The following is a 23,227-nucleotide window of genomic DNA, read 5'->3' as shown; positions in this document are numbered from 1 at the left end:
TTATCTCCGCTCCGTGTTGTCGAGGCTAAAACCGTAATCGCGCAATGCCCCTTCCGCCGTGATATAGCCTTGCTGTAGATCGTACACAATGGCCTCTTTCGCTCGCTCGGCGACCGGCATTTTTCCGCCGCCGCCGGGCATCTGGATAGTGACTTCATCGCCGGGGAACACATCATGACGTCCCACCGGTTTTTCCAACTGCCGTCCGTTAATGGCGATGTAGTTCGGCGCCCCGGCCTGCCCCCCCAGCACCCCCTGCGCCGGATGTTTCTGGCGCGAATAGAACATGCTGTGCGACAGCGGAAATTTGCCCAGATTGCGGATCACCATACGCTGCGCCAGCCCGCCGCGATAACGCCCCGCGCCGCCGGAGTCCGGGACAATGGCCTTTTGCAGGAACAGCAGCGGCGTCGCGGATTCAATCAGTTCGATCGGCGTCGACGACATGTTGCCGGGGAACCCGGTCACGATGCCGTCGGCGTGCGGTCGCGCCCCGGTGCCGCCGTTGACGCACAGGCTTTCCACGAAACGCCGGCCGTCGTCCAGTTGACCGGCGAACACGTCGCAGGTGACCGGCGCGCTGCCGGAGTGGCCCATTACGCGCTCCGGCATCACCTCGGCCAGCGCGGAGAAAATGGCGGCATGCGCCATGTGGCCGACGCGGTTACGCATCTCGACGGCGCAAGGCGGTCGCGCATTGGCGATCGAGCCTTCCGGGGCGGTCACGGTAATCGATTTGAAACAACCTTCATTGTTCGGCAGATGCGGCTCCAGCAGACACTTCAGCGGATAGACGCTGTAGGCGTAGGTAAACGACATCGGGCAGTTGCTGCCAAACAGCGATTCGTCGGACGAGCCGGTATAGTCGATAACCACATTGCTCCCCTCAACGATCACCGCGACGTGCAAATGGATATCGCCTTCATAGTCGCCGATATCGACAGAGGCCTCGTAGCGGCCATCCGGCACCGCCAGAATCGCCTTGCGCATCGCATTTTCCGTTAGCGAATGGATCTTCTCCGCCAGCGGTTCGACGCGGCTGATGTGCAGATCGTCCATCAGTGCCAGCAGGCCGTCGGCGCCAATCTGGTTAGCCGCCAGCATGGCATGCAGATCGCCCTGCACCTGATCCGGCGAGCGCACGTTGGCCAGCAGCAAATCCAGCAGTTGCTGATTCACTTCACCGGCCACGATCAGCTTGCTCGGCGGGATCAAAAAGCCTTCTTCATAGATGTCGCGCGACGACCCCATATTCAGCGAGCCGCCGATATCGGACATATGCGCCGCCGAACCGGTAAAGGCCACCAGTTCGCCGTCACGGAAAACCGGCGTCACAATGGTGACATCATTCAGGTGACCGGTGCCCAGCCAGGGATCGTTGGTGATCAGGCTGTCTCCGGGCTTCAGCGTTTCAGCCGGGAATTTCGCCAGCAGATGACGCACCGTGGCGGGCATAGTGCCGATAAACACCGGTACGCTGGCCTTCGGCTGCGCCAGTGAATGGCCTTGCGCATCCATCAACAGGCAGGAGTAATCGCCCACTTCACGGATAATGCTGGAGAACGCCATGCTGATTAACGTTGCCGCCGCTTCTTCAGAAATGCTGACCAGACGATCCCAGGTGATGCGCAGGCTGATGGGATCGTTCAGGAAATCGAGGTTGTCTTCAGTACGGGTATTCATCAGTGGATCTCCATCAAGATATTGCCCTGCTGATCCAGCGTGGCGGTCGCCCCCGGCCCAACGTAGATCGCGCACTCTTTCTCTTGCAGTAAGGCGGGGCCGGCGACGGGTTCCGCCACCGTCAACAGGCTGCGCGGGATCACCCGGCACGGGCTGAAGCCCTGCTCGCGGCCAAGGTAAACCGCCAGCGTTTTTTCATGCTCGTCGCTCGCGTTGCCGCTTTGCTGCCCGCCGGCGGCAATGGCTGGCGGCGTGGTCTGCACGCGTCCGCGCCAGTTCACCACCTCCACGCCCTGTCCGGGCAGGGTGCGGCCAAAACGCGCGTAATGCGCGGTTTCAAACGCCGCGATCAGCGAGGCGATATCGCCTTGCGTCAGGAACGCATCCGGCAACATAACCGTCAGTTCGGAACCCTGCCCGACGTAGCGGACGTCCGCCAGTTTCTGGGTCGATGCGCTTTGCGGATCGACGTTAGCCGCCGCCAGGGTGGTGAAGGCTTCATCAAAGCCTTCGGCAAATACCGCGTGGATGGCATTAAAATCCAGCCCCGGCAGCAAGCGGCAGCGGTCGCTGCGCACAAAGTCGGCGCTGGGCGGCGCCGTCAGCAAACCGAATGCCGAATACACGCCGGCGCCGTCCGGGAAGTAAACACGCTTCACGCTCAGCAATTTCGCCAGCGACCAGGCATGACTCGGGCCGGCGCCGCCAAAGGCCAGCATAGTCATCTGCTGCGGGCTGACGCCCTTTTCCACCGCATGGGTGCGCAACGCTTCGGCCATTTTATTGTTGGCGACCTGATGAATGCCCCAGGCGGCATCTTCGATGCTCAACCCCAGCGGCTCCGCCACGCGGCCGATGGCGCGCCGCGCCGCGTCCACATCCAGCGTCATCCGTCCGCCGAGGAAAGCGTGCGGATCAAGCAGCCCCAACACCACGTTGGCATCGGTCACGGTCGGCAACTCGCCGCCGCGGCCGTAACAAGCCGGCCCCGGGAAGGCGCTGGCGCTCTCCGGGCCGATTTCCAGCAGACCGAGCGAATCGACCCGGGCGATACTGCCGCCGCCGGCGCCGATTTCAATCATATCGACCACCGGCAGTTTTACCGGCAGACCGCTGCCTTTCAGCAGGCGATCGGCGCGGCCGACCTCATAATCGGTGGTAATGGAAGGCTCGCCGTTGCGCACCACACAGGCTTTGGCGGTGGTTCCGCCCATGTCAAACGCCAGCACCTGCGGATGTTGGTTCTTACGGGCGAACGCCGCCGTCGCGACGATGCCGCCCGCCGGGCCGGATTCGATAATGCGCGTCGGGTACTCCGCCGCCACCTGCGGCGCCATCAATCCGCCATTGGAACCCATCACCAGCCAGTCGCAGGTAAAGCCTCCTTCGCGCAACTTATTTTCCAGACGCGACATATAGCGTTTGGCTTTCGGCTGGACAAACGCATTCATCGCCGTCAGCACGCCGCGATCATACTCACGGATTTCGCGCGATACCCGGTGCGATACAGAGATGGATACGCCAGGCAGTTCACGCGACAGAATCGCGGCGATTTGATTCTCATGTTCCGGCCAGGCATAGGCATGCATGCACAGCACCGCCACCGCTTCGTATTGCCGCGCCCGCAGCTCGGCGGCCAGCGTAATCACCTCACTGGCGTCCAGCGGCGTAATCACCTCGCCCCGACTGGTGACGCGCTCGTTCAACTCATAAGCATCGGAACGCGGCAGCAACGGCGCGGCCGGCGCGCCATTCAGGTCGTAGATGTCGTAACGGTATTCACGCCCCATGATTAATACGTCGCGAAACCCTTTGGTCACCACAAATGCCGTCCTGGCGCCGCGACGTTCCAGCAACGCATTGATCGCCAACGTGGTGCCATGCGTAATGGTGTGAACCTGTTTTGCCTCTACTCCGGCAATCTCCAAAAGCTGCGTCAGACCGATATACGCGCCTTCAGAGGGATCTTCCGGCGTGGTCAACGTTTTGTGGCGTAGCGCATAGCCAGTGGCATCGTCCAACAGCACCAAATCGGTAAAAGTACCGCCGATATCAAATCCCATTCGCCACGTTGATGCGTGTTTCATAATTACCTCGATTGCTTCTCGGGTTACTCAAAAATTCATGCTTTGGCCGGTGACTTACGCGTCACGCAGCGGTTTTCCGGCGGTTTCTTGCAGATAAATGGCGCTAACCAACGTTAAACAGGCGGTGAGCATCACCATATAACTCGGGATACTGGCGATGCCGGTCAAGCCAATCAGCCAGGTCATCAGCAGCGGCGCCGAACCGCCAAAAATCACCGTGGAAACGTTGAAACCAATGCTATAGGCGCTGTAACGCACCGTCGTCGGGAACATCTCGGCCAGCGTGCTTTGAATCACCCCGGCGTGACCGGCAAAGGCAAAGGCCAGCAACATGGCGGACATACACGCCAGCGGCAGCATGCCGAGCGTCAGCAGCCAGAAACACGGCCAGGCCAGCAACGCCAATGCCACCGCCGAGGCAATCAACAGCGGCTTGCGCCCCAGGCGATCCGACAGCCAGGCCATCATCGGAATGGCGCCGATAATGGTCAGCAGGCCGCAGGCGGTCACCAGCAGACTCTGTACCTGAGTAAAGTGCATCACCTTATTGAGGTAGGTCGGCATATAAACGAACAGGATGTAATAACCGGGGCCGTTTACCGCCGGCAGCGTGATCGCCAGACCGATGGCCTTCAGGTGACGCCGCGAAGTGAACACTTCTTTCAACGGGTTGCGAACGATGCGCTTATGGCGCTGCATCATCCGAAAATGCGGCGTATCTTCCATCCGTGAACGGATATAGAAACCGATCATCGCCATGGGGATCGCCAACAGGAAAGGAATACGCCAACCCCAGGCGCGCATGGCGTCGGCGCCGAACAGATTGATCAATCCGCCAATCAACAGGCTGCCGAACAGCAGAGCGACGAAAGACCCCATCACCAGCGGCGACATCACGACCGCGCGTCGGTGATCCTCGGCGTACTCGGCCACAAAAGATCCTGCGCCGGATACCTCGCCGCCGGCGGAGAAGCCTTGCACCAGACGCAGCAGAATCAACAGCGCCGGCGCCACCCAGCCAATGCTTTCATAGCTTGGCAGCAGACCGATGGCGGCCGTGGCGAGCGAAATCATCAGCAGCAGAATGGCCAGCAGCTTCTGACGGCCAATCTTATCGCCCAGATAACCGCAAATTACGCCGCCGAAAGGTCTGACGACAAAACTGACGGTAAAACCCACGTAGGTCAGTATCAGACCGGCATTGGTGGTGCCCACGTCATTCGCCATAAAGACCAGAACCAGCGTGCTGACCAGCAGGCCGTAAATGCCGTAGTCATACCATTCAACGAATGAGCCGATACCACCGGCCAGTGAAGCGCGTCTGACCGCGTTATTCTGGGCGTCTTCTTTCACCGGTATGGAATAGTTCATGGGTATAGCTTGTGATTTATTCATTGTTCTGCCCTGCAATAGTGTTAATGTTCCGCCGATGCACGGTACGGTGGTGCAACGGGCCGCCATGCGTCAGATCACCGATACTGTCGCGTCACTTCCGCGGTCAGTTCGGCTTCTCGTTTCGCCACTTCTTTAACACGCGCTAAAATGGCCTCGGCTCGCCAGAGTGGGATGATGGCGACGCCATCATCGTCAGCCACCACGATATCGCCGGCAGAGCAAACCACGCCGCCGATAGCCACCGGTTCACCGATCACCCCCGGGCCATTCTTATAAGGCCCTGCAGGTGTCGTGCCACGAGCGAAGGTCGGGAACCCCGTCGACTCGATAACTTTGCGATCGCGCACCGCGCCATCCAACACCTGACCGTGGGCGCCGGCATGCTGAAAGCGCTGGGTCAGTTGCTCGCCGACCAACGCGCGATCGACATGACCGAGGCCGTTAATCATCACCACATCGCCCGGTTCGACGTAATCCAGCGCTTTAATCACCGCCGCGTTATCACCCGCGGCGACCAACACCGGTAAAGCGAACCCGACAAATTGCACGCCGGGAAACAACGGGACGATGCCGGCATCGCACATCCCCAAACGCTCCATCGCGTCACCAATATTGGCGACCGGGAAAGGTTTAAATGCGGCCAGCCACTCGCGTGAAGGACGTTGCCAACGTGGCGCTATACGAATATCTGCATTTTCTAATGACATGGGTTTACTCCCCGCAATGAGATCACGTGTGATTAATATTCTGTTCTTTCGTTTTTAATTGAAAAGAAATTACCTAATGAGAAACTTTTATCACTTTTAAATCGCAGAGGTCAAATAAAACAAACAGAGGAAATTCATATATTACATGGCGTAAAAATAAGAAATAGTTTTGACTGAACCTGGTTTAACTAAAAAATAATACATAAAAATCAATGGTATAACACAAAAATACTGATGAGAAATCATTATGATAAAATGAATTAACAAGGGGGGGGGTAATAAACAAAAAAAGTATACTTAATACATTTAAAGGAAAAAATTAAAACCTATGAATTTATTTTCACAAACACCATTAAATGAAATTTAAATCGCCATAAATATACGCACAATAATAGTGATTTAATGCACGTTATAGGTGCAGCATTATTTTAATCATTAAATAACGCTCAGTTAATGGCTGAAAAAACACGCCAGGTCCGCACCATCATGAAGCATGGTCATGCCATCCAATGCGGGTAACGACAAAAAAAACCGGAAATGGGCGTCAACAAAACGCGGCGGCGTTCATGCGGGGGATAAGGGGCGCGGGATACGTTGGCTACCAGGCCATCATCACTTTCGTTCCGATGGCCGTCGCCAGGCTATCGCTAGAATTTTTTGCGGTTACGGTGCATATCAATAGAAACCGCGCTGACGATAATCAGGCCTTTGATGATATCCTGAATATAGGCATCGACGCCGACAAAAGTGAAGCCGCTCTTGATCAGACCGAGGATCACAGCGCCAATCAGCGTGCCGGTAATGCGTCCGACGCCCCCCATCAGGCTGCTGCCGCCGATAACTGCCGCCGCGATGGCGTCCAGTTCATAGGTCATCCCCATGCTCGACTGGCCGCTGCTGACGCGCGCGGCCAACACCACGCCCGCCAGGCCGGAAAGCCCGCCGGCGATGGTGTAGACAATCACCAGGTATTTGTTGACGTTGATGCCGGAGACCTTTGCCGAGATCATGTTGCCGCCGATGGCGTAAACGTATTTTCCGTAACGGGTGTGCTTCAACGCGATATGGAAGATCACCACCACCACCAGAAAAATGACTACCGGCATGGCGCCCTGTCCGATAGCGCTAAAGCCATCGGAAAGAAAGCTTATCGGGTTGCCGTGGGTATAGTATTGCGCCAGACCGCGCGCCGATACCATCATCCCCAGCGTGGCGATAAAGGGCGGAATACCGGTTTTGGTGATCAATATGCCGTTGATCAAACCGCAAATCACCCCCACGCCGATCCCCGCGCCTATCGGGATCGCCGCCGGCAGATCGACCAGCGACGGATACATCGGCGACAGGCTGTCGGAGGTCTGCGCCAGACTGGCCGCCACCACGGCGGTCAGCGCGATCACCGAGCCAGACGAAAGGTCTATCCCGGTGGTGATGATGATCTGAGTCACGCCCACCGCAATAATCCCGATAATAGCCACCTGCAATATGATCAGCAGCAGACGGTTCGGGTTCATCAGAAAGGATTGATCGCGCACATACCAACCGATGATTTCAAACACCAGGGCAATACCGATCATGACAATAAAGATCCCGGTGTCTTTCGGCATCCTGTTCTTCAGCCAATCAGGCAAGAGAAAGCGTTTGGCGGGCTGTTGCGAAGACTCTTTTATATTATTCATGTCCATTCCTTACGTCTTATCTGGATGCCAGCGACAAAATGGTTTCCTGGTCGGCATCCTCTTTATTGAGAATGCCGGTGATACGGCCTTCATGCATCACCATGACCCGATCGCTCATACCAAGAATTTCCGGGAGTTCCGACGACACCATAATGATGGCGACACCACGGTTGGCCAGTTCACTGATCAGGCGATAAATTTCCGCCTTGGCGCCCACATCGATCCCGCGCGTGGGTTCATCAAGGATCAGAATTTTCGGCTGTGCCAATAGCCAGCGGGCAATCAATACCTTTTGCTGGTTACCGCCGCTCAGGTTATTAATGATTTGATCCATCGTTGGGGTTTTAATATTCAGCCGTCTGATTTGCGCCATGCACTCTTCGGCCATCTGCACGTGTCTGATGAAACCGTTTTTACCGATGTAATCCGGCAGTTTGACGATGCTCATGTTTTCCATCACCGACAGCACCAGAAATAAGCCGGACTTTTTGCGGTCTTCCGTGAGGAACGCCAGCCCTTTTTCTATCGCCGTCGACGGGGAGTCCACCGTGGTTGGCACGCCGTCTATCAGGATCTCGCCGGCATCGGGCGGCGCCATGCCGAACAGGCTTTCCATCACCTCACTGCGCCCCGCGCCCACCAGACCGGCGACGCCGAGGATTTCTCCACGGCGCAGCGAAAAGCTGACATCATGGAATATCCCCTGGCGAGTCAGCCCGCGAACCGTCAGGACTTCTTCTCCTATGGCATTATTAAATTTCGGAAACAGCTGGGTTAATTCGCGCCCCACCATTTGGGTGATCAGCGACTGACGCGAAAGGTTGGCGGTCTGATCGCTGCTAATCCAGCAGCCATCGCGGAAAATACTGACTTCATCGGTAATCGCAAACACCTCATCCATTTTGTGACTGATATAGATGATGGCTTTTCCCTGGGCGCGCAAATCGCGAATAATGGTAAACAGGTGGGCGACTTCCGTTTCCGTCAGCGCTGACGTCGGCTCGTCCATAATAATGATGTCTGAATTCCACGAAACGGCCTTGGCAATCTCCACCATTTGCTGATTGGCGATGCTTAAATCCCCCACCAGTCGCTCCGGCGGCAGACGAATATTGAGCCTGTCGAGCAGCGCAATGGTCTGGGAATTAAGCCGGGCGTGATCGACAAACCCATACTTCAAAGGTTCACGCCCCAACCAGATGTTTTCAGCAATGGTCATATAGGGAACCAGATTGAGTTCCTGGTGGATCATTGAGATCCCCGCGTGCAGGGCGGCCTGAGTGTTGTCAAACTGTACCGTTTTCCCCTTCATGCGGATCACGCCGTTGTCGGGACGGTAAATGCCGATAAGGCATTTCATTAACGTAGACTTGCCCGCGCCATTTTCCCCCATCAGCGCATGGACGGTTCCCGCTTTGATCCGCAACGAAACATTGTTGAGCGCCTTCACACCAGGGAAAAACTTGCTAATACCTTCGGCTTCAAGTGCATAAGCAGTCATATTTCACCTCCGAGCTACGGTGTCAGAAACGATTATTTAGTGTTGCGGCTAGCGAATTCCTGATAGTTATCTTTGGTAATCAACTCGAAGGGAACCAGCACAGCGGACTCTACTTTTTCGCCGCCGATCAATTTCATTGCGGTATCGACAGCGCCTTCCCCCTGTCCCTGGGCACTCTGGAACACCGTGGCGACCATTTTGCCGTTTTTGATGAACTGCAACGCATCCGGCGTGCCGTCCACGCCGGCAACCAGTATGTTGTTCGAATTGCGGCCCAGAGCCTGCAATGCGCCGATAGCCATTTCATCGTTGTTGGAGGCAATGGCGTTAATTTCTTTACCGGTGGTCAACCAATTGGTCACCAGATCGACCGCTTCGTTACGCGACCACTTCGCCGTTTGCTCTTCCACTATTCTGATGTCGGGGTATTTAGCGATCACGGATTTGACGCCTTTGGTGCGTTCACGGGTGGATTCATTGGATAATTCGCCCAGCAGAATTGCCACGTTGCCCTTATAGTCCATCGACTTTGCCAACGCTTCCATCTGCAACTGCCCCGCCACCTGTGAATCGGAACCGACGTAGGCCATTTTGCTGCCCAGCGCGGCCTGGGGATCGCGGTTGACAAACACCAGTGGAATACCGGACGCGTCGACGACTTTGATGATGGGCTGCACGGCATCGGTATCCACCGGCACGATAATAATCGCGTCCACGCCCTGACCAATGAAGTTCTGTACCTGCTGGAGCTGCTGCGCCACATCGCCTTTGGCATCTTCCATATGAATTTTGGCTCCTGCTTCCTGAACTTTTCTTTGAATGTTATGCCGCAGGATGGTTTGCCAGTTGTCATCAAATACCGCCATGGAAGCGCCAATCAATATCTCTTTGGCATGACTGGTGAGCGGTAACATGCAGGCGAACAATATGGCCAAGACTGTGTTTTTGATATTCATGATCAATCCTCATCACTCATTGTTATGTGCAGGTACGTGAAGATCATAATGAAAAATATTTTTTACATTAATTCAACGCAGCTGCTGGCACGTATCGGGTTCACAGCGCAATCTCCAGCAATAGTTCAGATTTTTTCTCGATCTCCTAATTGCTTTAATACATTGATAAAAATAAATTTTTGAAAAATACCCTGGCGTGGGTTAGGTGATTTTGACGCCAGACAGGTAAAATCAGTTTTTTTATTTCATATTTATTAATTTAAAACGTATTACATAAAAGCATTGAAATGAATATTTTAAAAACAGGAAAAAACAAAAATTTGACATATATCCAACATTTGATTGAAAAATGTTCAAGAATGAGAGCTACCTCAGAGGATAGAAATGAAAGACCGGGAGAGAATTCATTGTGGGTTGATCGGCATAATACGGGTTGTGTCGAAAGGGGAAGGTGCGCCGACCTTCCCGCAGCGCGAATTATTTAGAGCGGATACCGTTAGTCATTCGAAGGTACTGCGGCAGACATACTTTTTATCATCAGAATTTGTACCACCATCACACCCAGCAGCGCACATGCGGCAGCCGCTAAAAACACACTGCGATAGCCCGCCCAGGTTGCCAGCGTTCCGATCAGCGGCCCGGTGATGCCATAGGCGATATCCTGAAAGGCGGAATATCCTCCCAATGCCGTACCTCGCACCTGCTGGCCCACTCGCTTAAGCACTTCAACGCCCAGAGAAGGGAAAATCAGCGAGCATCCTCCTCCGGTCAGTGCGGCGCCAATGAGAGCGAACCCGGCGGTGGGCGCCTGCCAGATGCATATCAAACCCACACACTCCAGCAGCAACGAATACCTGGCAACCCAAAATCCGCCGCGCCGATCGGGCAGCGATCCAAAGCACAACCTCACCGCAATAAAACTTACGCCAAAGGCGGTCAGGGCAAAACCCGCATTCCCCCACTGTTGTTCAGCAAAATACAGCGAAATAAAAGCGCTAAGCGCCGCAAAACCGACGCCTTGCAAAGCCAACGCCACCCCTGGCCGCCATATCTGACCGACAACGGAAAACAGGGACTGACGCGTAGCGCCGTTCTTCGCAACGCTCGGCACGCTGAAATTGCACACCAGCGCCAGGAGAGGCAACAGCAAAGTCATCATCCCCAGCGCAAAAAATCCCCATAGCTGATAAATGACTAATCCAACCGGCGCGCTTACCGCCAGTGCGCCGTATGTCGCCATCCCGTTCCAGGACATCACCTTGCCGGAATGCGCGGCGCCGGCCAGACCGATTCCCCATGTCAGATTGCCCGTCAGCAGTTGACTTTCTCCCAGCCCGAGCAGTATCCGTCCCAGCAAAAGCACCCCAAACGCCCACATCATGCTATCGGGCGATACCAGCAGATCGGATACCAGATAGGCCATTCCCGACAATCCGCAGGTAAGCAACCCAAAGTAGGTCGTCCGTTTGGCGCCTTTATTATCAGCCGAACGCCCCGCATAGCTGCGGGTCAACACCGTGGCTAAAAACTGAAGGCCCACGGTCAAACCGACCAGGGTGTTATTTAGCCCCAGCACCTGATGTACATATAACGGAATCGCGGTCAGCGGCAGCCCAACGGTCATGTATGCAATAAACATGGCGATGCTGATACGCAGCAAGGAATGATGTTGGTAAGAGGGAGATATTTTTAGCTGTGCAGGAGCAGACATTTTTTCCTCACGAAGACGACTTTCAGGCAATCAGCCCTTAACAAACGATCGGAGAATCAATCCTGTTTTTGATGGCGGCTCAATGCAAGAAATGCCCGCCTGCGCAGGCATCGCGGTCAAGGGCGATATCAACGACAGGACAGACAATATGCCCGGCCGCCAGTCATCCATTGACCGGCGGCCTGACGGCTTACCGGCCCAGCAATTCCCGCTCGATAAGCTCGCGGGTTTCCACTGCCTGGTATTTCATTTTTTCCGGATAACCGAACAGCGAGGCGGCAATAATCGACTCCCCCCCCACCTTGAAGGTGCGATTGGCAAAGTCCATTTCCCGCAGCGTCTGAAACAGCGCGTCGAAATCCACCTCACCTTCGCCGACCCCCACATGCTGATGGACGACGGCGTCAACGCCCGGCGGGTTGACGATGTAACGGCAATGCTTGGTATGGTTCATGGTATCGGCAATCAGCACATGGGAAAGATCGTCCCCGGCATATTTCAGCATGCTGGCCACGTCCCCGACGCCTTTGTCGTAGAAAAAGGTGTGCGGCACGCTATAGAGATACTTCACATTCTCGCTGCGCAGGGATTTGACCATATCGGCGGTCGGGTTGCTCTCTTCACAGAAATCCCAGGGATGGGACTGGATTTCAATGCGGATGCCTTCACGCTCGGCGATCGGCAACAGTTCTTCCATGGACTTGTACCACATTTCCTCACAAATCTCCGGCTGGTTAGGGTCTCCCGCCAACTCGGTATTGATAACCGGCACTCCCATTTCAACCGCAATCTCAATCATGCGCTTCCAGTTTTTTACCGCCGCCTGGCGTCGGGCCTCATCAGGACCGGACCAGCGATAGACCACGATGAATGACGAAATTTCCACGTTGTTATCGCGCAATGCCTTCTTATACTCGCTTACCAGTTCCCGGCTAGCCTTGGGATACTTGTAAAACGGGTTGATACGCGGATGCGGTGATTGTTCAATATAGCGATATCCCCAGTCGGCTACCTGCCTGACCATATCCGTGATGCTCATTTCTTTAATCACATCAACATCAAAAGCGATTTTCATTGGGTTTACTCCTTCACTTGCATCGTTGAGTCAAGGGGGTTTGGGCAGCGGCGAGCGTCCTGCCGCCCTAATATCATCATCATTGCCGATCAGTAACGCCGCGCCCGTTCGGTATTGTCCGCCAGCATACGCGCAACCGCCTGAACCGACTCGCTTTCGGAAACCTCGGCTCCCCCGACCCGCCACCAGCTGAAATACTTGTGGATCATCGTCTTGGGCAACACTTTGATATCCAGTAAGGTGGAGACGGTCTGCCGACGGGCATCCTCAAGAGCGTGATGCAGTTCTTCCAGGGTGGTGACCCGGTAGCTCTTGCAGCCGTAACCCTCGGCGATTTTGGCGAAATCCACCGGCACCAGGCCGCCGTCAAGTCTGGACGGCGAACCGTCGCGGAAACGAAATTCGGTAAAGAAGCTGTTCATGCCGTGTTCCATCTGCAAATTGTTGATGCAACCATTGGTCATGTTATCCAGCAACACCACGTTGATTTTGCGGCGTTCCTGAATGGAGGTGACCAGCTCGGAGTGCAGCATCATGAACGAGCCGTCTCCCACCAGGGCATAAACTTCGCGATCCGGTTCCGCCAGCTTGACGCCCAGCGCGGCATTCACCTCATATCCCATGCAGGAATAGCCATACTCGACGTGGTAACCGTGCGTATCGGTAGTGCGCCATATACGCTGGAGATCGCCAGGCAGGCTGCCGGCGGCGGCGACGATCACCGCATTGCGCGGAATGGTGCGGTTTAGCACCCCCAGCACCCGGCTTTGGGTCAGTACGGAACCGGTAAGACGATGAAATTCGGTAAACACTTTCTGACGATCGAGATGATCGTCAATCTCGGGTACGAAATCCTCGCCGGAAAAGTCGACGGCGTAGACGCGATCGGTCTCATCCAGCAACTGCCGCCGCACCTCTTCCACCTTTCCTTCCCAGGCGATCGGCCAGTTTTCAGGCTGTAAACGTTCGTTGAGCGCCACGAGCGCTTCGCGCGCATCAGCCACCAGTTGGCGGCCATCAAGTTTGAACGCGTCGAAACGGCTAACGTTGATATTCAGGAATGACACCTCGGGATTCTGAAATATCCATTTCGACGAGGTGGTAAAATCGGTATAGCGGGTGCCGATACCAATAATCAGATCGGCTTCCTTCGCCAGCAGGTTAGCCGCCAGCGTCCCGGTTTCGCCCACGCCGCCTACGTTCAGCGGATGCTCCGACACCAGCGTACCTTTACCGGCCTGCGTTTCCGCGAAAGGAATATTAAACCGTTCGGCAAACGCCTGGAGCGCCGCGCCGGCGCCGGAATATTTGGCGCCGCCGCCACAGATAATCAGCGGCTTACGTTTGCCGAGCAGCAGTGAGCGCGCGTCGTCCAACATGCCGGCGGTCGGCAGGGTGCGTTCGATGCGGTGCACGCGTTTCTGGAAGAAATAGTCCGGATAATCATAGGCCTCGCCCTGCACATCCTGCGGCAAAGAGAGAGTCACAGCTCCGGTTTCCGCCGGGTCGGTCAACACCCGTATGGCGCTGATGCAGGCGGTCATCAGTTGCTCAGGGCGGACAATCCGATCCCAGTATTTGCTCACCGCCCGGAAAGCATCGTTGGTACTGATGCTTAAGTCATAGGATTGCTCGATCTGTTGCAGCACCGGATCGGGCTGGCGAGTGGCGTAAACGTCGCCCGGCAGCAGCAGCAGCGGAATGCGGTTGGCGCTGGCGGTCGCGGCGGCGGTGACCATATTTGCCGCGCCGGGGCCGACCGACGACGTGCAGGCATAGATCTGACGGCGCAGCGATTGCTTGGCAAAACCAATGGCCGTATGGGCCATGCCCTGCTCGTTGCGCCCCTGATGAATGTGCAGTTGGCCGCAGTCCTGCTCCAGCGCCTGCCCGAGCCCCAATACATTGCCATGGCCGAAAATAGCGAAGATACCTTTGACAAACTTGGTCTCGACGCCGTCAACCTCAACATATTGGTTATCCAGAAAACGCACCAATGCTTGTGCCGTGGTAAGTCTGATCTTGTTCATTTTCCACCCTTCTATATCATCTGGCCTATGGGGGAATGTCCCGTGCTGGCCTGTCAGGTTTCCGGTACATGGTGAGACTTGAGATTATAGTTAGAATGGTTTTCATATAAAAAGACAAATAAAATTAAAATTCCATTTTTGAGAGGCTAATCAAAGAATCAAAATTTCATGGCGCGCCTGCGCTTTCCACCATCGTTTTTCGCTCATCATTGACGGTATCAATTGGATAAAATACCAGTTAATTACATAAAGTTAATTTTAAAAATCAGCAATATAATTGAAAATTTATTTTTTAAAACCGATCGACTGAAGTCAGCGTTAAAAATCAACATTCTCGTCCGTCCGGTTGAATTTTGATGCTATTTTGTCACTAAAATTGAATTTATAAATTCCATTTATATTGAAAATGAAATCTTTAATCCTCATAATAAACCAACATCAAATGGCTTTCTTCCTAATACTTTAGAGGAAATACACATGGGCACAGCGCAGAAACAGCTTGATGTCATCTGCATCGGACGTATCGCGATCGATCTCTACGGACAACAAATCGGCGCGCGTTTGGAAGACATGACGACATTTTCCAAATACCTGGGCGGATCTTCCGGCAACGTGGCCTACGGCACGGCGGTCCAGGGATTAAAATCCGGCATGCTGGCACGCGTCGGCGACGAACACATGGGCCGATTCCTGCGTGAAGAACTGCAACGTGCCGGTGTGGATACCCAATACCTGATTACCGATAAAGAGCGTCTGACGGCGCTGGTGATCCTCGGGGTCAAGGATCAGGAAACGTTCCCGCTGATTTTTTACCGTGAAAATTGCGCCGACATGGCTCTCTCGCCGGACGATATCGACGAAAGCTATATCGCCTCCTCACGGGCGGTGGCGGTGACCGGCACCCACCTTTCGCATCCCAATACCCGCGCCGCCGTACTCAAGGCGCTGGACTTCGCCAAACGCCACGGCCTGCGCCGCGCGCTGGATATTGACTATCGTCCGGTGCTGTGGGGGTTGACCTCGCTCGGCGACGGTGAAACCCGCTTTATTTCTTCCGAACGGGTCACCCGGGAGCTACAGGATGTGCTGCATCACTTTGATCTGATTGTCGGCACGGAGGAAGAATTCCATATTGCCGGCGGCACCACCGATACGCTGGCGGCGCTGCGCAACGTGAGACGCGTCAGTCAGGCAACGCTGGTGTGTAAGCGCGGCGCTCAGGGTTGTTCGGTGTTTGAAGGCGAGATCCCGGACAGTTGGGACGCCGTCGCGCTGCAAAGAGGCGTGCGGGTGGAGGTGCTCAACGTGCTCGGCGCCGGCGACGCTTTCATGTCCGGCCTGCTGCGCGGCTACCTGAACGGCGAGAGCTGGGAGCAGGCCTGCCGTTACGCCAATGCCTGCGGCGCCCTGGTGGTCTCCCGCCACGGCTGCGCGCCGGCCATGCCGACCAAGACCGAACTGGATGATTATCTGTCGCGCGTGGACAGCGTCAAACAGCCGGATAAAGATCCCCGCCTAAACCACCTGCACCGGGTGACCACCCGTAAACAGGCCTGGCCCGAACTCTGCATCTTCGCCTTTGATCACCGCAAGCAGTTGGTCGATCTCGCCGTCGCCGCCGGTAAGTCGCCGGATGAGATCCCCAGGCTGAAACAGTTGCTGCTTGAGGGGGCCCGCGAAGCCGCCGCCGCGACCGGTCTTGACGGCAACGCCGGCATCCTGGCCGATACCACTTTCGGCCAGGCGGCGCTGAACGACATCACCGGCCAGGGCTGGTGGATCGGCCGGCCGATAGAATTGCCCAGTTCGCGTCCGCTGCGCCTTGAACACGGCGATATCGGTTCTCAACTGGTTAGCTGGCCGCTGGAGCATGTGGTCAAGTGTTTGGTGTTCTATCATCCTGCGGACCCGGAATCACTCCGGCTGGAGCAGGAAGCGCTGATAAGCGAGGTCTATCATGCCTGCCAGCAGTCCGGCCACGAGCTGCTGCTGGAGCTTATCCTGCCGGAAAGCAACCCCGACCGGGATGAGAAGCACTATGCAACCCTGTTGCAGCGCTTCTATTCGTTGGGCGTACAGCCTGACTGGTGGAAATTGCCGCCCATGTCGTCCCAAGGGTGGCAGGATATCGGCCGCATCATTGAAGAAAACGATGCCTACTGCCGCGGTGTCCTGATCCTCGGTCTGGATGCGCCGGAGGCCGTTCTGAAACAAGGTTTCGCCGCCGCGGCCGACGCGCCATGCGTCAAAGGTTTCGCCGTCGGGCGCACCATTTTCGCCGAAGCCTCCGATCGGTGGTTTCGCGGCAAGCTGGACGATCGACAACTGGTCGATGCCGTCAAACAGCGCTTTATGACCCTTATCGAGTACTGGCGCCTTTACCGGCCGGTACGCTGACCGTTAACCATCTGACCGCCAGGCGCCTGCCTGGCGGTTTCTTTTGCGAAGTGAAATAATTTTTTCATGCCGCGCGAAATAAATCCGCAGCGCCGCTCCAGCTAAAAAAACCGACCGGCCATACTCACGGGAGCTGATACCATTCATAGCCCTTACCGAGTCTAAGCTTGACCCCCTTCAAAGTATGGCTTGATATTTTCAATAATATGTTGATTTGAAATTTCTAATCGTAATAATCATTCCTAGCGCTCTCGCCCTGACTGACTATTAAGTGGTTTCCATGACAACAGTTTCCCAACTCTCGTCGTTGCAAGATGAAATACGCGACCGATACGATTCGCTTAGCAAACGGCTGAAACAGGTGGCGCGCTATATGCTGGATAACAGCAGCAGCATTCCGTTTGAAACGATCGCCTCCATTGCTGAAAAAGCCGATGTTCCGCCTTCAACGCTGATCCGCTTCGCCAATGCATTCGGCTTTGACGGATTCAACGAAATGAAACAGGTATTCCGTCAAGACCTGATGGAGGGAACCGTCAGCTATACCAATCGCGTCAGGCTGTTCCGGCAGACCGCCAGTAAAGATACGGCCGCGCCGGAAACACCGATGGAAATACTGAATATGTTCAGTATGGTTAACAGCACGGCATTACAGCAGTTACCCGGGCAGGTAAACGAAGCGGATCTCAATACGGCGGTGAAACTGCTGGACGAAGCCGACAATATTTATATTATCGGCCTGCGGCGCTCATTCAGCATCGCCTCTTATCTGACCTATGCTCTGCGTCATCTGGAACGACGGGCGTTTCTTATCGATGGTTTGGGCGGCATGTTCAACGAACAGTTAAGCATGGTGAAACCCTCCGATGTGGTGGTCGCCATCAGTTACTCGCCCTATGCTCAGGAAGTGGTGGATTTGGTATCGCTCGGCGCCAAGAGCGGCGTCAGACAGATTGCCATTACCGACAGCATGGTCAGCCCGCTGGCGGCGTTCAGCGACGTCTGCTTTGTGGTGCGCGAGGCTCAGGTGGACGGTTTCCGTTCTCAGGTATCATCCATGTGCCTGTCCCAGACGCTGATGCTGTCGCTGGCGATGAATAACGCCGCCCGCGCCGCAGGCAATACGCCATCCTGATGCAAGATTGACCGACTTCTCTGACCGGCGACCGTCCGGTCAGCCTCGATTCAACACCACCGTCGCCGCATAAAAAACTGCACCTGAATCAGTTGGTATCCAACCTTTAGGGTGCAGTTCCGTAACACGGACGGTATCTATTATGGTATCGGTCTTGATGCCCGGGGATAAGCGTCGGAGTTAATCCAGGCGTGATCTTTTTCCCAGGTAAACTGCCATTTACGTACCGGACCGGCCATCACATTCAGGTAATAGCTGTCATAACCGGCGATCGTCGCCACCGGATGATAACCGCGCGGCACTTTCACCACATCGCCGTTATACACCGCCATACACTCGTCCAGGCTGCGATCGTCGGTATACACCCGCTGTAGGCAGAAGCCGCGCGCCGGATCGAGCCGATGATAGTAGGTCTCCTCCAGATAAGTCTCATCGGGCGAGTTTTCCTGATCGTGCTTATGGCTGGGGTATGAGCTGGTATTCCCCTCATCGGTATAAACCTCGACCACCAGCAGGCTGTCGGCCGCTTCGGTCTCCGGCAAAATATTATGCACCAGACGCTGATTGCGCCCCTTGCCGCGCTGTTCCACCCCCACGTCCCGGGGGGCAATCAACCGCGCCGGCAGATCGCCGTGACCGGGCGCGCTGCACACCGCCAGTTCCAGATCGCTCTCGGCCGCCACGCTGACCCGATCGTGGTGCGGCACATACACTGAAAAAGGCGGTATGCGCTCAAAGGGACTCATTCTTTTACCAATATGACTAAACTCGGCATGGCGCGTGGCGATGCTGGCTATCCCGGCCACCAGCACCAGGCAAAGCTCGCGATCGCCGCTCTCCAACTCAAGCGTCTGTCCGGCTTTAAGCTGCCAGGCATCAAAACCCACGTAACGCCAGCCGGCATTTTCCGGCGTAATATGCTGCCGGTGTCCGTCGGCATCGTCCGTCCGATATTTTGATAACAGTTCGCTCACGTCATCCTCCTGTTGAATAGATGATTATCCCAGCGTCGGCATGCTGTATTCCGATACGGTGAGCTGTCCGGTCGGCCAACGGGTGGTCACGGTCTTCATTCGGGTATAGAAGCGCACACCGTCGGTCCCGTGTACGTTCAATGCCCCGAATACCGAGCGTTTCCAGCCGCCAAACGAGTGAAACGCCACCGGAACCGGGACCGGCACATTGACCCCGACCATACCGGCCTGTACCCGATGAGTGAAGTCGCGAGCATAGCGGCCGCTGCTGGTGAAAATGGCGCTACCGTTGCCGAACTCGTGGCTATTAACGATGTTCAGCGCGGTTTCGTAGTCAGGCGCGCGCACGACGCCCAGCACCGGTCCGAAAATCTCCTCCCGGTAAATCACCATATCGGTGGTGACGTTATCGAACAGCGTACCGCCGACATAGAATCCTTCCTCATGGCCTTCCACATTATAACCGCGACCGTCGATAACCACGGTAGCGCCTTCTTTCTCGCCCTGATCGATATAATTCAGCACTTTTTTCTGATGGACCGAGGAGATAACCGGCCCCATTTCATTTTCCTTGCCGCTGCCTTTAGCGCCGGGACCCACGCGCAGTTCGGCGATCAGCGGTTTGAGTTTGGCGATCAGTTTGTCTGCGGTTTCATCCCCGACCACCACTACGATAGGCAGCGCCATACAGCGCTCACCGGCGGAACCGAAAGCCCCGCCCATCACCGCATTGACCGTTGCGTCCAGATCGGCATCCGGCATGACGATAGCGTGGTTTTTGGCGGCGCCGAAAGCCTGTACCCGTTTGCCGTGAGCGCTGGCGGTTTTGTAGATATGCTCCGCTACGCCGGATGAACCGACGAAACTGACCGCCTGAATGCGCGGATCGCTGGTCAGCAGGCTGGCCTCGTCGTTACCGCAGTGCACCACGTTGAATACGCCATCGGGCAAGCCCGCCTCGGTCAGTAGCTCCGCCATGCGAACGGAAGCCGACGGGTCGGCGGCCGGCGGTTTGAGCACAAAAGTGTTGCCGCAGGCCAGCGCAATCGGGAACATCCACATCGGCACCATCGCCGGGAAGTTGAACGGCGTAATGCCGGCCACTACCCCCAGCGGCTGCATGATCGAGAAACTATCCACGCCGGTGCCGACATCGGCGGAGTAGTCGCCCTTGATAAGATGCGGAATGCCGCAGGCAAACTCCACCACTTCTATGCCGCGGGTCAGTTCACCCAGCGCATCGGAAAACACCTTACCGTGCTCGCTGACAATCAACTCGGCCAGTTCATCGCGATGCAGTTCCAGCAGCGTTTTGAAATTGAACAGGATACGGGCACGACGCAGCGGCGTGGTTTTCGCCCACTGTTCAAATGCGGCATGGGCGATACCGATGGCTTCCTTCACTTCATCATGGGTGCTTAACGTGACCTGACTCGCTACCTTGCCGGTAGCAGGATTGTATACCGGAGAGGTATTGTTGCTTGTGCTAATCCGCTGTTTGCCGCCGATGTAATTACCCACTATCTTCATCTTGTCTCACCCTCGTCTACTGAACCACTCCCACACCTGGCTCGGTTCGGGAGATAAAATCGCTTGCCGCAGTGACCCATCTTGGTAAAGGTCAGGGCTTAAGAGCCGTCGCTGGCGAGCGACTATATGATAGTAACAATAGTGTTATGAAAAAAATATTTCAAATAAATTATTTTGAAATTTTCATTTAGTGTGAGCTGACGCATACTTTGCCGGGTAATAAATCATGGCGTCTCGTCGCGCTGTGCCGCTACGTCAGGCAGTATCCATGCGTCTTGACTGGGAGCGGATAAATCAAGGGCCGCACAGTGAGGCCGATCGAGGACTTATCCCATTTCAATGAAAGCATTTGCCGTTAGATCGGCGTTCGGTATAACGCCTACCGGTGATTCCCGAATAAGCGTCATACGGATTTACCGAAAACTATCTCTTGCCAGGTTAGGTGATATCGCGTTTAGGGTTCCTGCGTTTTACCGGCAGTTTGCCTGAGCTGATTACGCTCGGCTTTTTTAGCGGCTTTAGCGGCAAAGTCACTATCATATTTATCACGCAGATAATGTTCGATCTGCTCCAGACTGCGGTTGCGTGTTTCAGGAATGTATTTCAGGACGAATACGATGCCGAACAGACCGATCACCCCGTAGGTACAGAATGCGCCCGCCAGACCAAACGTATCGAGCAGTATGGGGAATGACATGGCAATAAAGACATTTGCCCCCCACAGCGCGCATACCGCGCCGCCCATACAGATCCCGCGAATTTTGACGGGAAACATTTCAGACAGCATCAGCCAGATGACCGGCGCATAGGCGCCCTGCAAAAAGCACAGGAACAGCAGCATCCCGCCCAACACCAGATAGCTGCGCAACAGGTTCACGTCGCCGCCGACATGCTCGGGCATAAAGCCGGAAATAGCCGCCAGTAAGAACAGACAGCAGGTACAACCAATCTGTCCCAGCGCGGCCATGGTGCGTCGGCCGATATAACCGAGCAACACAATGCCGATCATCACCATAATGACCGAAACCACGCCGTTTGCGATAGTAGCGAACAAGGCGGCGTCGGTGCTTAACCCGGTGTTTTGTAAAATGGTCGGCGCATAATACATGATGCTGTTTACGGCGGTGGCCGCATGGAAAAAGGCAAATGCAACGCCGATAAGGAACACCTTACGCATCCATGGCACACGCAGATCTTTCAGGGAACCTTTCTGACGGGACTGTTCCGCCACGGTTTCCTCGATCTCCATCATTTCCCACTCAACGTCTTCCTTTGCCCGCGTTTTATTTAATACATTCCGCGCTTCGGCAAGGCGGCCCTTCAGCGCGTACCAGCGCGGCGTATCGGGCATATACAGCATACCGAACCACAGTAAAATGGCGGGAATGGTGGCAATACCCAGCATCCAGCGCCAGGTGTTCTCGCCGCCCCAGATTTCGTTAAAAGCAAAGTTCGAGACATAGGCGAGCAATTGACCGGTTACGATCATTAATTCACTGATGGTAACCAATTGTCCCCGCCGGTTAGCCGGGGCGATTTCAGCAAGATACACAGGCACCGTCGTGCCGGCGCCGCCGACCGCCAATCCCAGGATGACACGGGAAAATACCATCACGGTCAGATTGGGCGCCAGCGCTGTTCCCAGGGCGCCGATCGCAAAGATGACAGCCAGTATCAGGATGATTTTCCGGCGGCCGAGCCTGTCGGCAAGCGAACCGGATACGACTGCCCCGGTGGCGGCGCCCACTAAGAGCGAACTGGTTACCAGACCGGTGGTGAAAGGGGTTAATTGCATTTCCGGGCCCATAAACAGCAGAACGCCGGAAATGACGCCAGTATCGTATCCAAACAGCAGACCACCCAGTGTGGCGATAGCGGCAATTACTTTGACTAAAGGCTCAGTTTTGGCGTTGCTGTTAGGACCTGATGCAGGGTTTTTAGTAATATAATGTTCCATTGAGTCAAACTCCAAATAGGGCTAGGTCATTGTCATTATTACACTTTCTCTTTACTTCGTTAGGCTGAGATAGCGGTACACGCAGTGGCTGCAACACCTGTTTCAGTCACTGCGAAATGACAAGGTTACTGGCTGATGTCCAGCATCGCCTCGCAGGGCAGATGGCCAAGGCTGTCGGTACAAAATGAAAGTTTCATCGTATTGTCCTTACTCGTAATCGACCCAGGTGGCGCCGCTGTCAGCAGAACGAACACAGTTTTCAATCCAGCGCACCCCTTCTAGGCCGGCATCGATATTGGGATAGATTAATTTCTCCAGCGTCGCGGTATCGCCCGTCCGTTTAGCGTGGATGGCGATGGCGCATTGCAGGTAGATATTCGCCCAGGATTCCGCCAACCCTTCGGTATGCA

15 protein-coding genes and 1 pseudogene are annotated in these 23,227 nt (G+C 55.3%); 2 read left to right on the top strand and 14 right to left on the bottom strand.

Going from position 1 to position 23,227, the window contains the following annotated elements; genetic code table 11:
* From JG725_RS19045 to iolD, 10 genes are all read right to left on the bottom strand, one after another.
* Positions 1 to 1,683 (bottom strand): hydantoinase B/oxoprolinase family protein, encoded by a 1,683-nt coding sequence (locus tag JG725_RS19045; RefSeq protein ID WP_199379443.1) that lies wholly within the window; start codon positions 1,681 to 1,683, stop codon positions 1 to 3.
* A complete protein-coding gene (locus JG725_RS19040; RefSeq protein WP_199379442.1) occupies positions 1,683 to 3,770 on the bottom strand; it encodes a hydantoinase/oxoprolinase family protein in 2,088 nt (695 codons plus the stop codon). Before JG725_RS19040 ends, JG725_RS19045 begins: the two co-directional genes overlap by 1 nt.
* Before the next feature lie 54 nt (positions 3,771 to 3,824).
* A complete protein-coding gene (locus tag JG725_RS19035) occupies positions 3,825 to 5,165 on the bottom strand; it encodes an MFS transporter (RefSeq protein WP_172288724.1) in 1,341 nt (446 codons plus the stop codon).
* A 74-nt stretch (positions 5,166 to 5,239) separates the two neighbouring features.
* Positions 5,240 to 5,872 carry an RraA family protein gene (locus JG725_RS19030; RefSeq protein WP_172288726.1) on the bottom strand — a complete coding sequence of 211 codons (633 nt, stop codon included), beginning with the start codon at positions 5,870 to 5,872 and terminating at the stop codon, positions 5,240 to 5,242.
* Between the two features lie 647 nt (positions 5,873 to 6,519).
* Positions 6,520 to 7,551, bottom strand: a complete 1,032-nt coding sequence (locus JG725_RS19025; protein ID WP_172288728.1) for an ABC transporter permease — start codon at positions 7,549 to 7,551, stop codon at positions 6,520 to 6,522.
* Between the two features lie 16 nt (positions 7,552 to 7,567).
* The gene (locus tag JG725_RS19020; RefSeq protein ID WP_172288730.1) at positions 7,568 to 9,052 is read right to left on the bottom strand and encodes a sugar ABC transporter ATP-binding protein; all 1,485 of its coding nucleotides are present in this window, start codon (positions 9,050 to 9,052) and stop codon (positions 7,568 to 7,570) included.
* A 32-nt stretch (positions 9,053 to 9,084) separates the two neighbouring features.
* The gene (locus JG725_RS19015) at positions 9,085 to 10,008 is read right to left on the bottom strand and encodes a sugar ABC transporter substrate-binding protein (RefSeq protein WP_172288732.1); all 924 of its coding nucleotides are present in this window, start codon (positions 10,006 to 10,008) and stop codon (positions 9,085 to 9,087) included.
* A gap of 496 nt (positions 10,009 to 10,504) precedes the next feature.
* A complete protein-coding gene (locus tag JG725_RS19010; RefSeq protein WP_199379440.1) occupies positions 10,505 to 11,719 on the bottom strand; it encodes an arabinose transporter in 1,215 nt (404 codons plus the stop codon).
* A gap of 190 nt (positions 11,720 to 11,909) precedes the next feature.
* Positions 11,910 to 12,794 carry a sugar phosphate isomerase/epimerase family protein gene (locus tag JG725_RS19005; protein WP_172288736.1) on the bottom strand — a complete coding sequence of 295 codons (885 nt, stop codon included), beginning with the start codon at positions 12,792 to 12,794 and terminating at the stop codon, positions 11,910 to 11,912.
* 89 nt (positions 12,795 to 12,883) lie between these two features.
* Positions 12,884 to 14,824 (bottom strand): 3D-(3,5/4)-trihydroxycyclohexane-1,2-dione acylhydrolase (decyclizing), encoded by a 1,941-nt coding sequence (iolD, locus tag JG725_RS19000; protein ID WP_172288738.1) that lies wholly within the window; start codon positions 14,822 to 14,824, stop codon positions 12,884 to 12,886.
* Between the two features lie 477 nt (positions 14,825 to 15,301).
* On the opposite strand from iolD, the gene iolC reads away from it, so the two are divergent.
* Positions 15,302 to 17,221: a 5-dehydro-2-deoxygluconokinase gene (gene iolC / locus JG725_RS18995; protein WP_172288740.1), complete on the top strand. Its 1,920-nt coding sequence runs from the start codon at positions 15,302 to 15,304 to the stop codon at positions 17,219 to 17,221.
* Positions 17,222 to 17,501: 280 nt separating this feature from the next.
* Entirely contained in the window at positions 17,502 to 18,356 is an 855-nt protein-coding gene (locus JG725_RS18990; RefSeq protein WP_172288742.1) for a MurR/RpiR family transcriptional regulator, read from the top strand.
* A gap of 140 nt (positions 18,357 to 18,496) precedes the next feature.
* Here the strand turns inward: JG725_RS18990 and iolB are convergent, their stop codons facing one another.
* From iolB to JG725_RS18970, 4 genes and pseudogenes are all read right to left on the bottom strand, one after another.
* Positions 18,497 to 19,330 (bottom strand): 5-deoxy-glucuronate isomerase, encoded by an 834-nt coding sequence (iolB, locus tag JG725_RS18985; protein ID WP_172288744.1) that lies wholly within the window; start codon positions 19,328 to 19,330, stop codon positions 18,497 to 18,499.
* A gap of 24 nt (positions 19,331 to 19,354) precedes the next feature.
* A complete protein-coding gene (locus JG725_RS18980; protein WP_172288746.1) occupies positions 19,355 to 20,860 on the bottom strand; it encodes a CoA-acylating methylmalonate-semialdehyde dehydrogenase in 1,506 nt (501 codons plus the stop codon).
* A 454-nt stretch (positions 20,861 to 21,314) separates the two neighbouring features.
* The gene (locus JG725_RS18975; protein ID WP_172288748.1) at positions 21,315 to 22,817 is read right to left on the bottom strand and encodes a sugar porter family MFS transporter; all 1,503 of its coding nucleotides are present in this window, start codon (positions 22,815 to 22,817) and stop codon (positions 21,315 to 21,317) included.
* A gap of 207 nt (positions 22,818 to 23,024) precedes the next feature.
* A pseudogene (locus JG725_RS18970) lies at positions 23,025 to 23,227 on the bottom strand (gfo/Idh/MocA family oxidoreductase); the annotation flags it as partial.

The sequence above is a fragment of the Brenneria sp. L3-3C-1 genome, from assembly GCF_016456245.1.
Taxonomy (GTDB): Bacteria; Pseudomonadota; Gammaproteobacteria; order Enterobacterales; family Enterobacteriaceae; genus Brenneria.
Note: the sequence above shows the minus strand (reverse complement) of the source record. Positions and strands in the feature narration are given on the sequence as shown.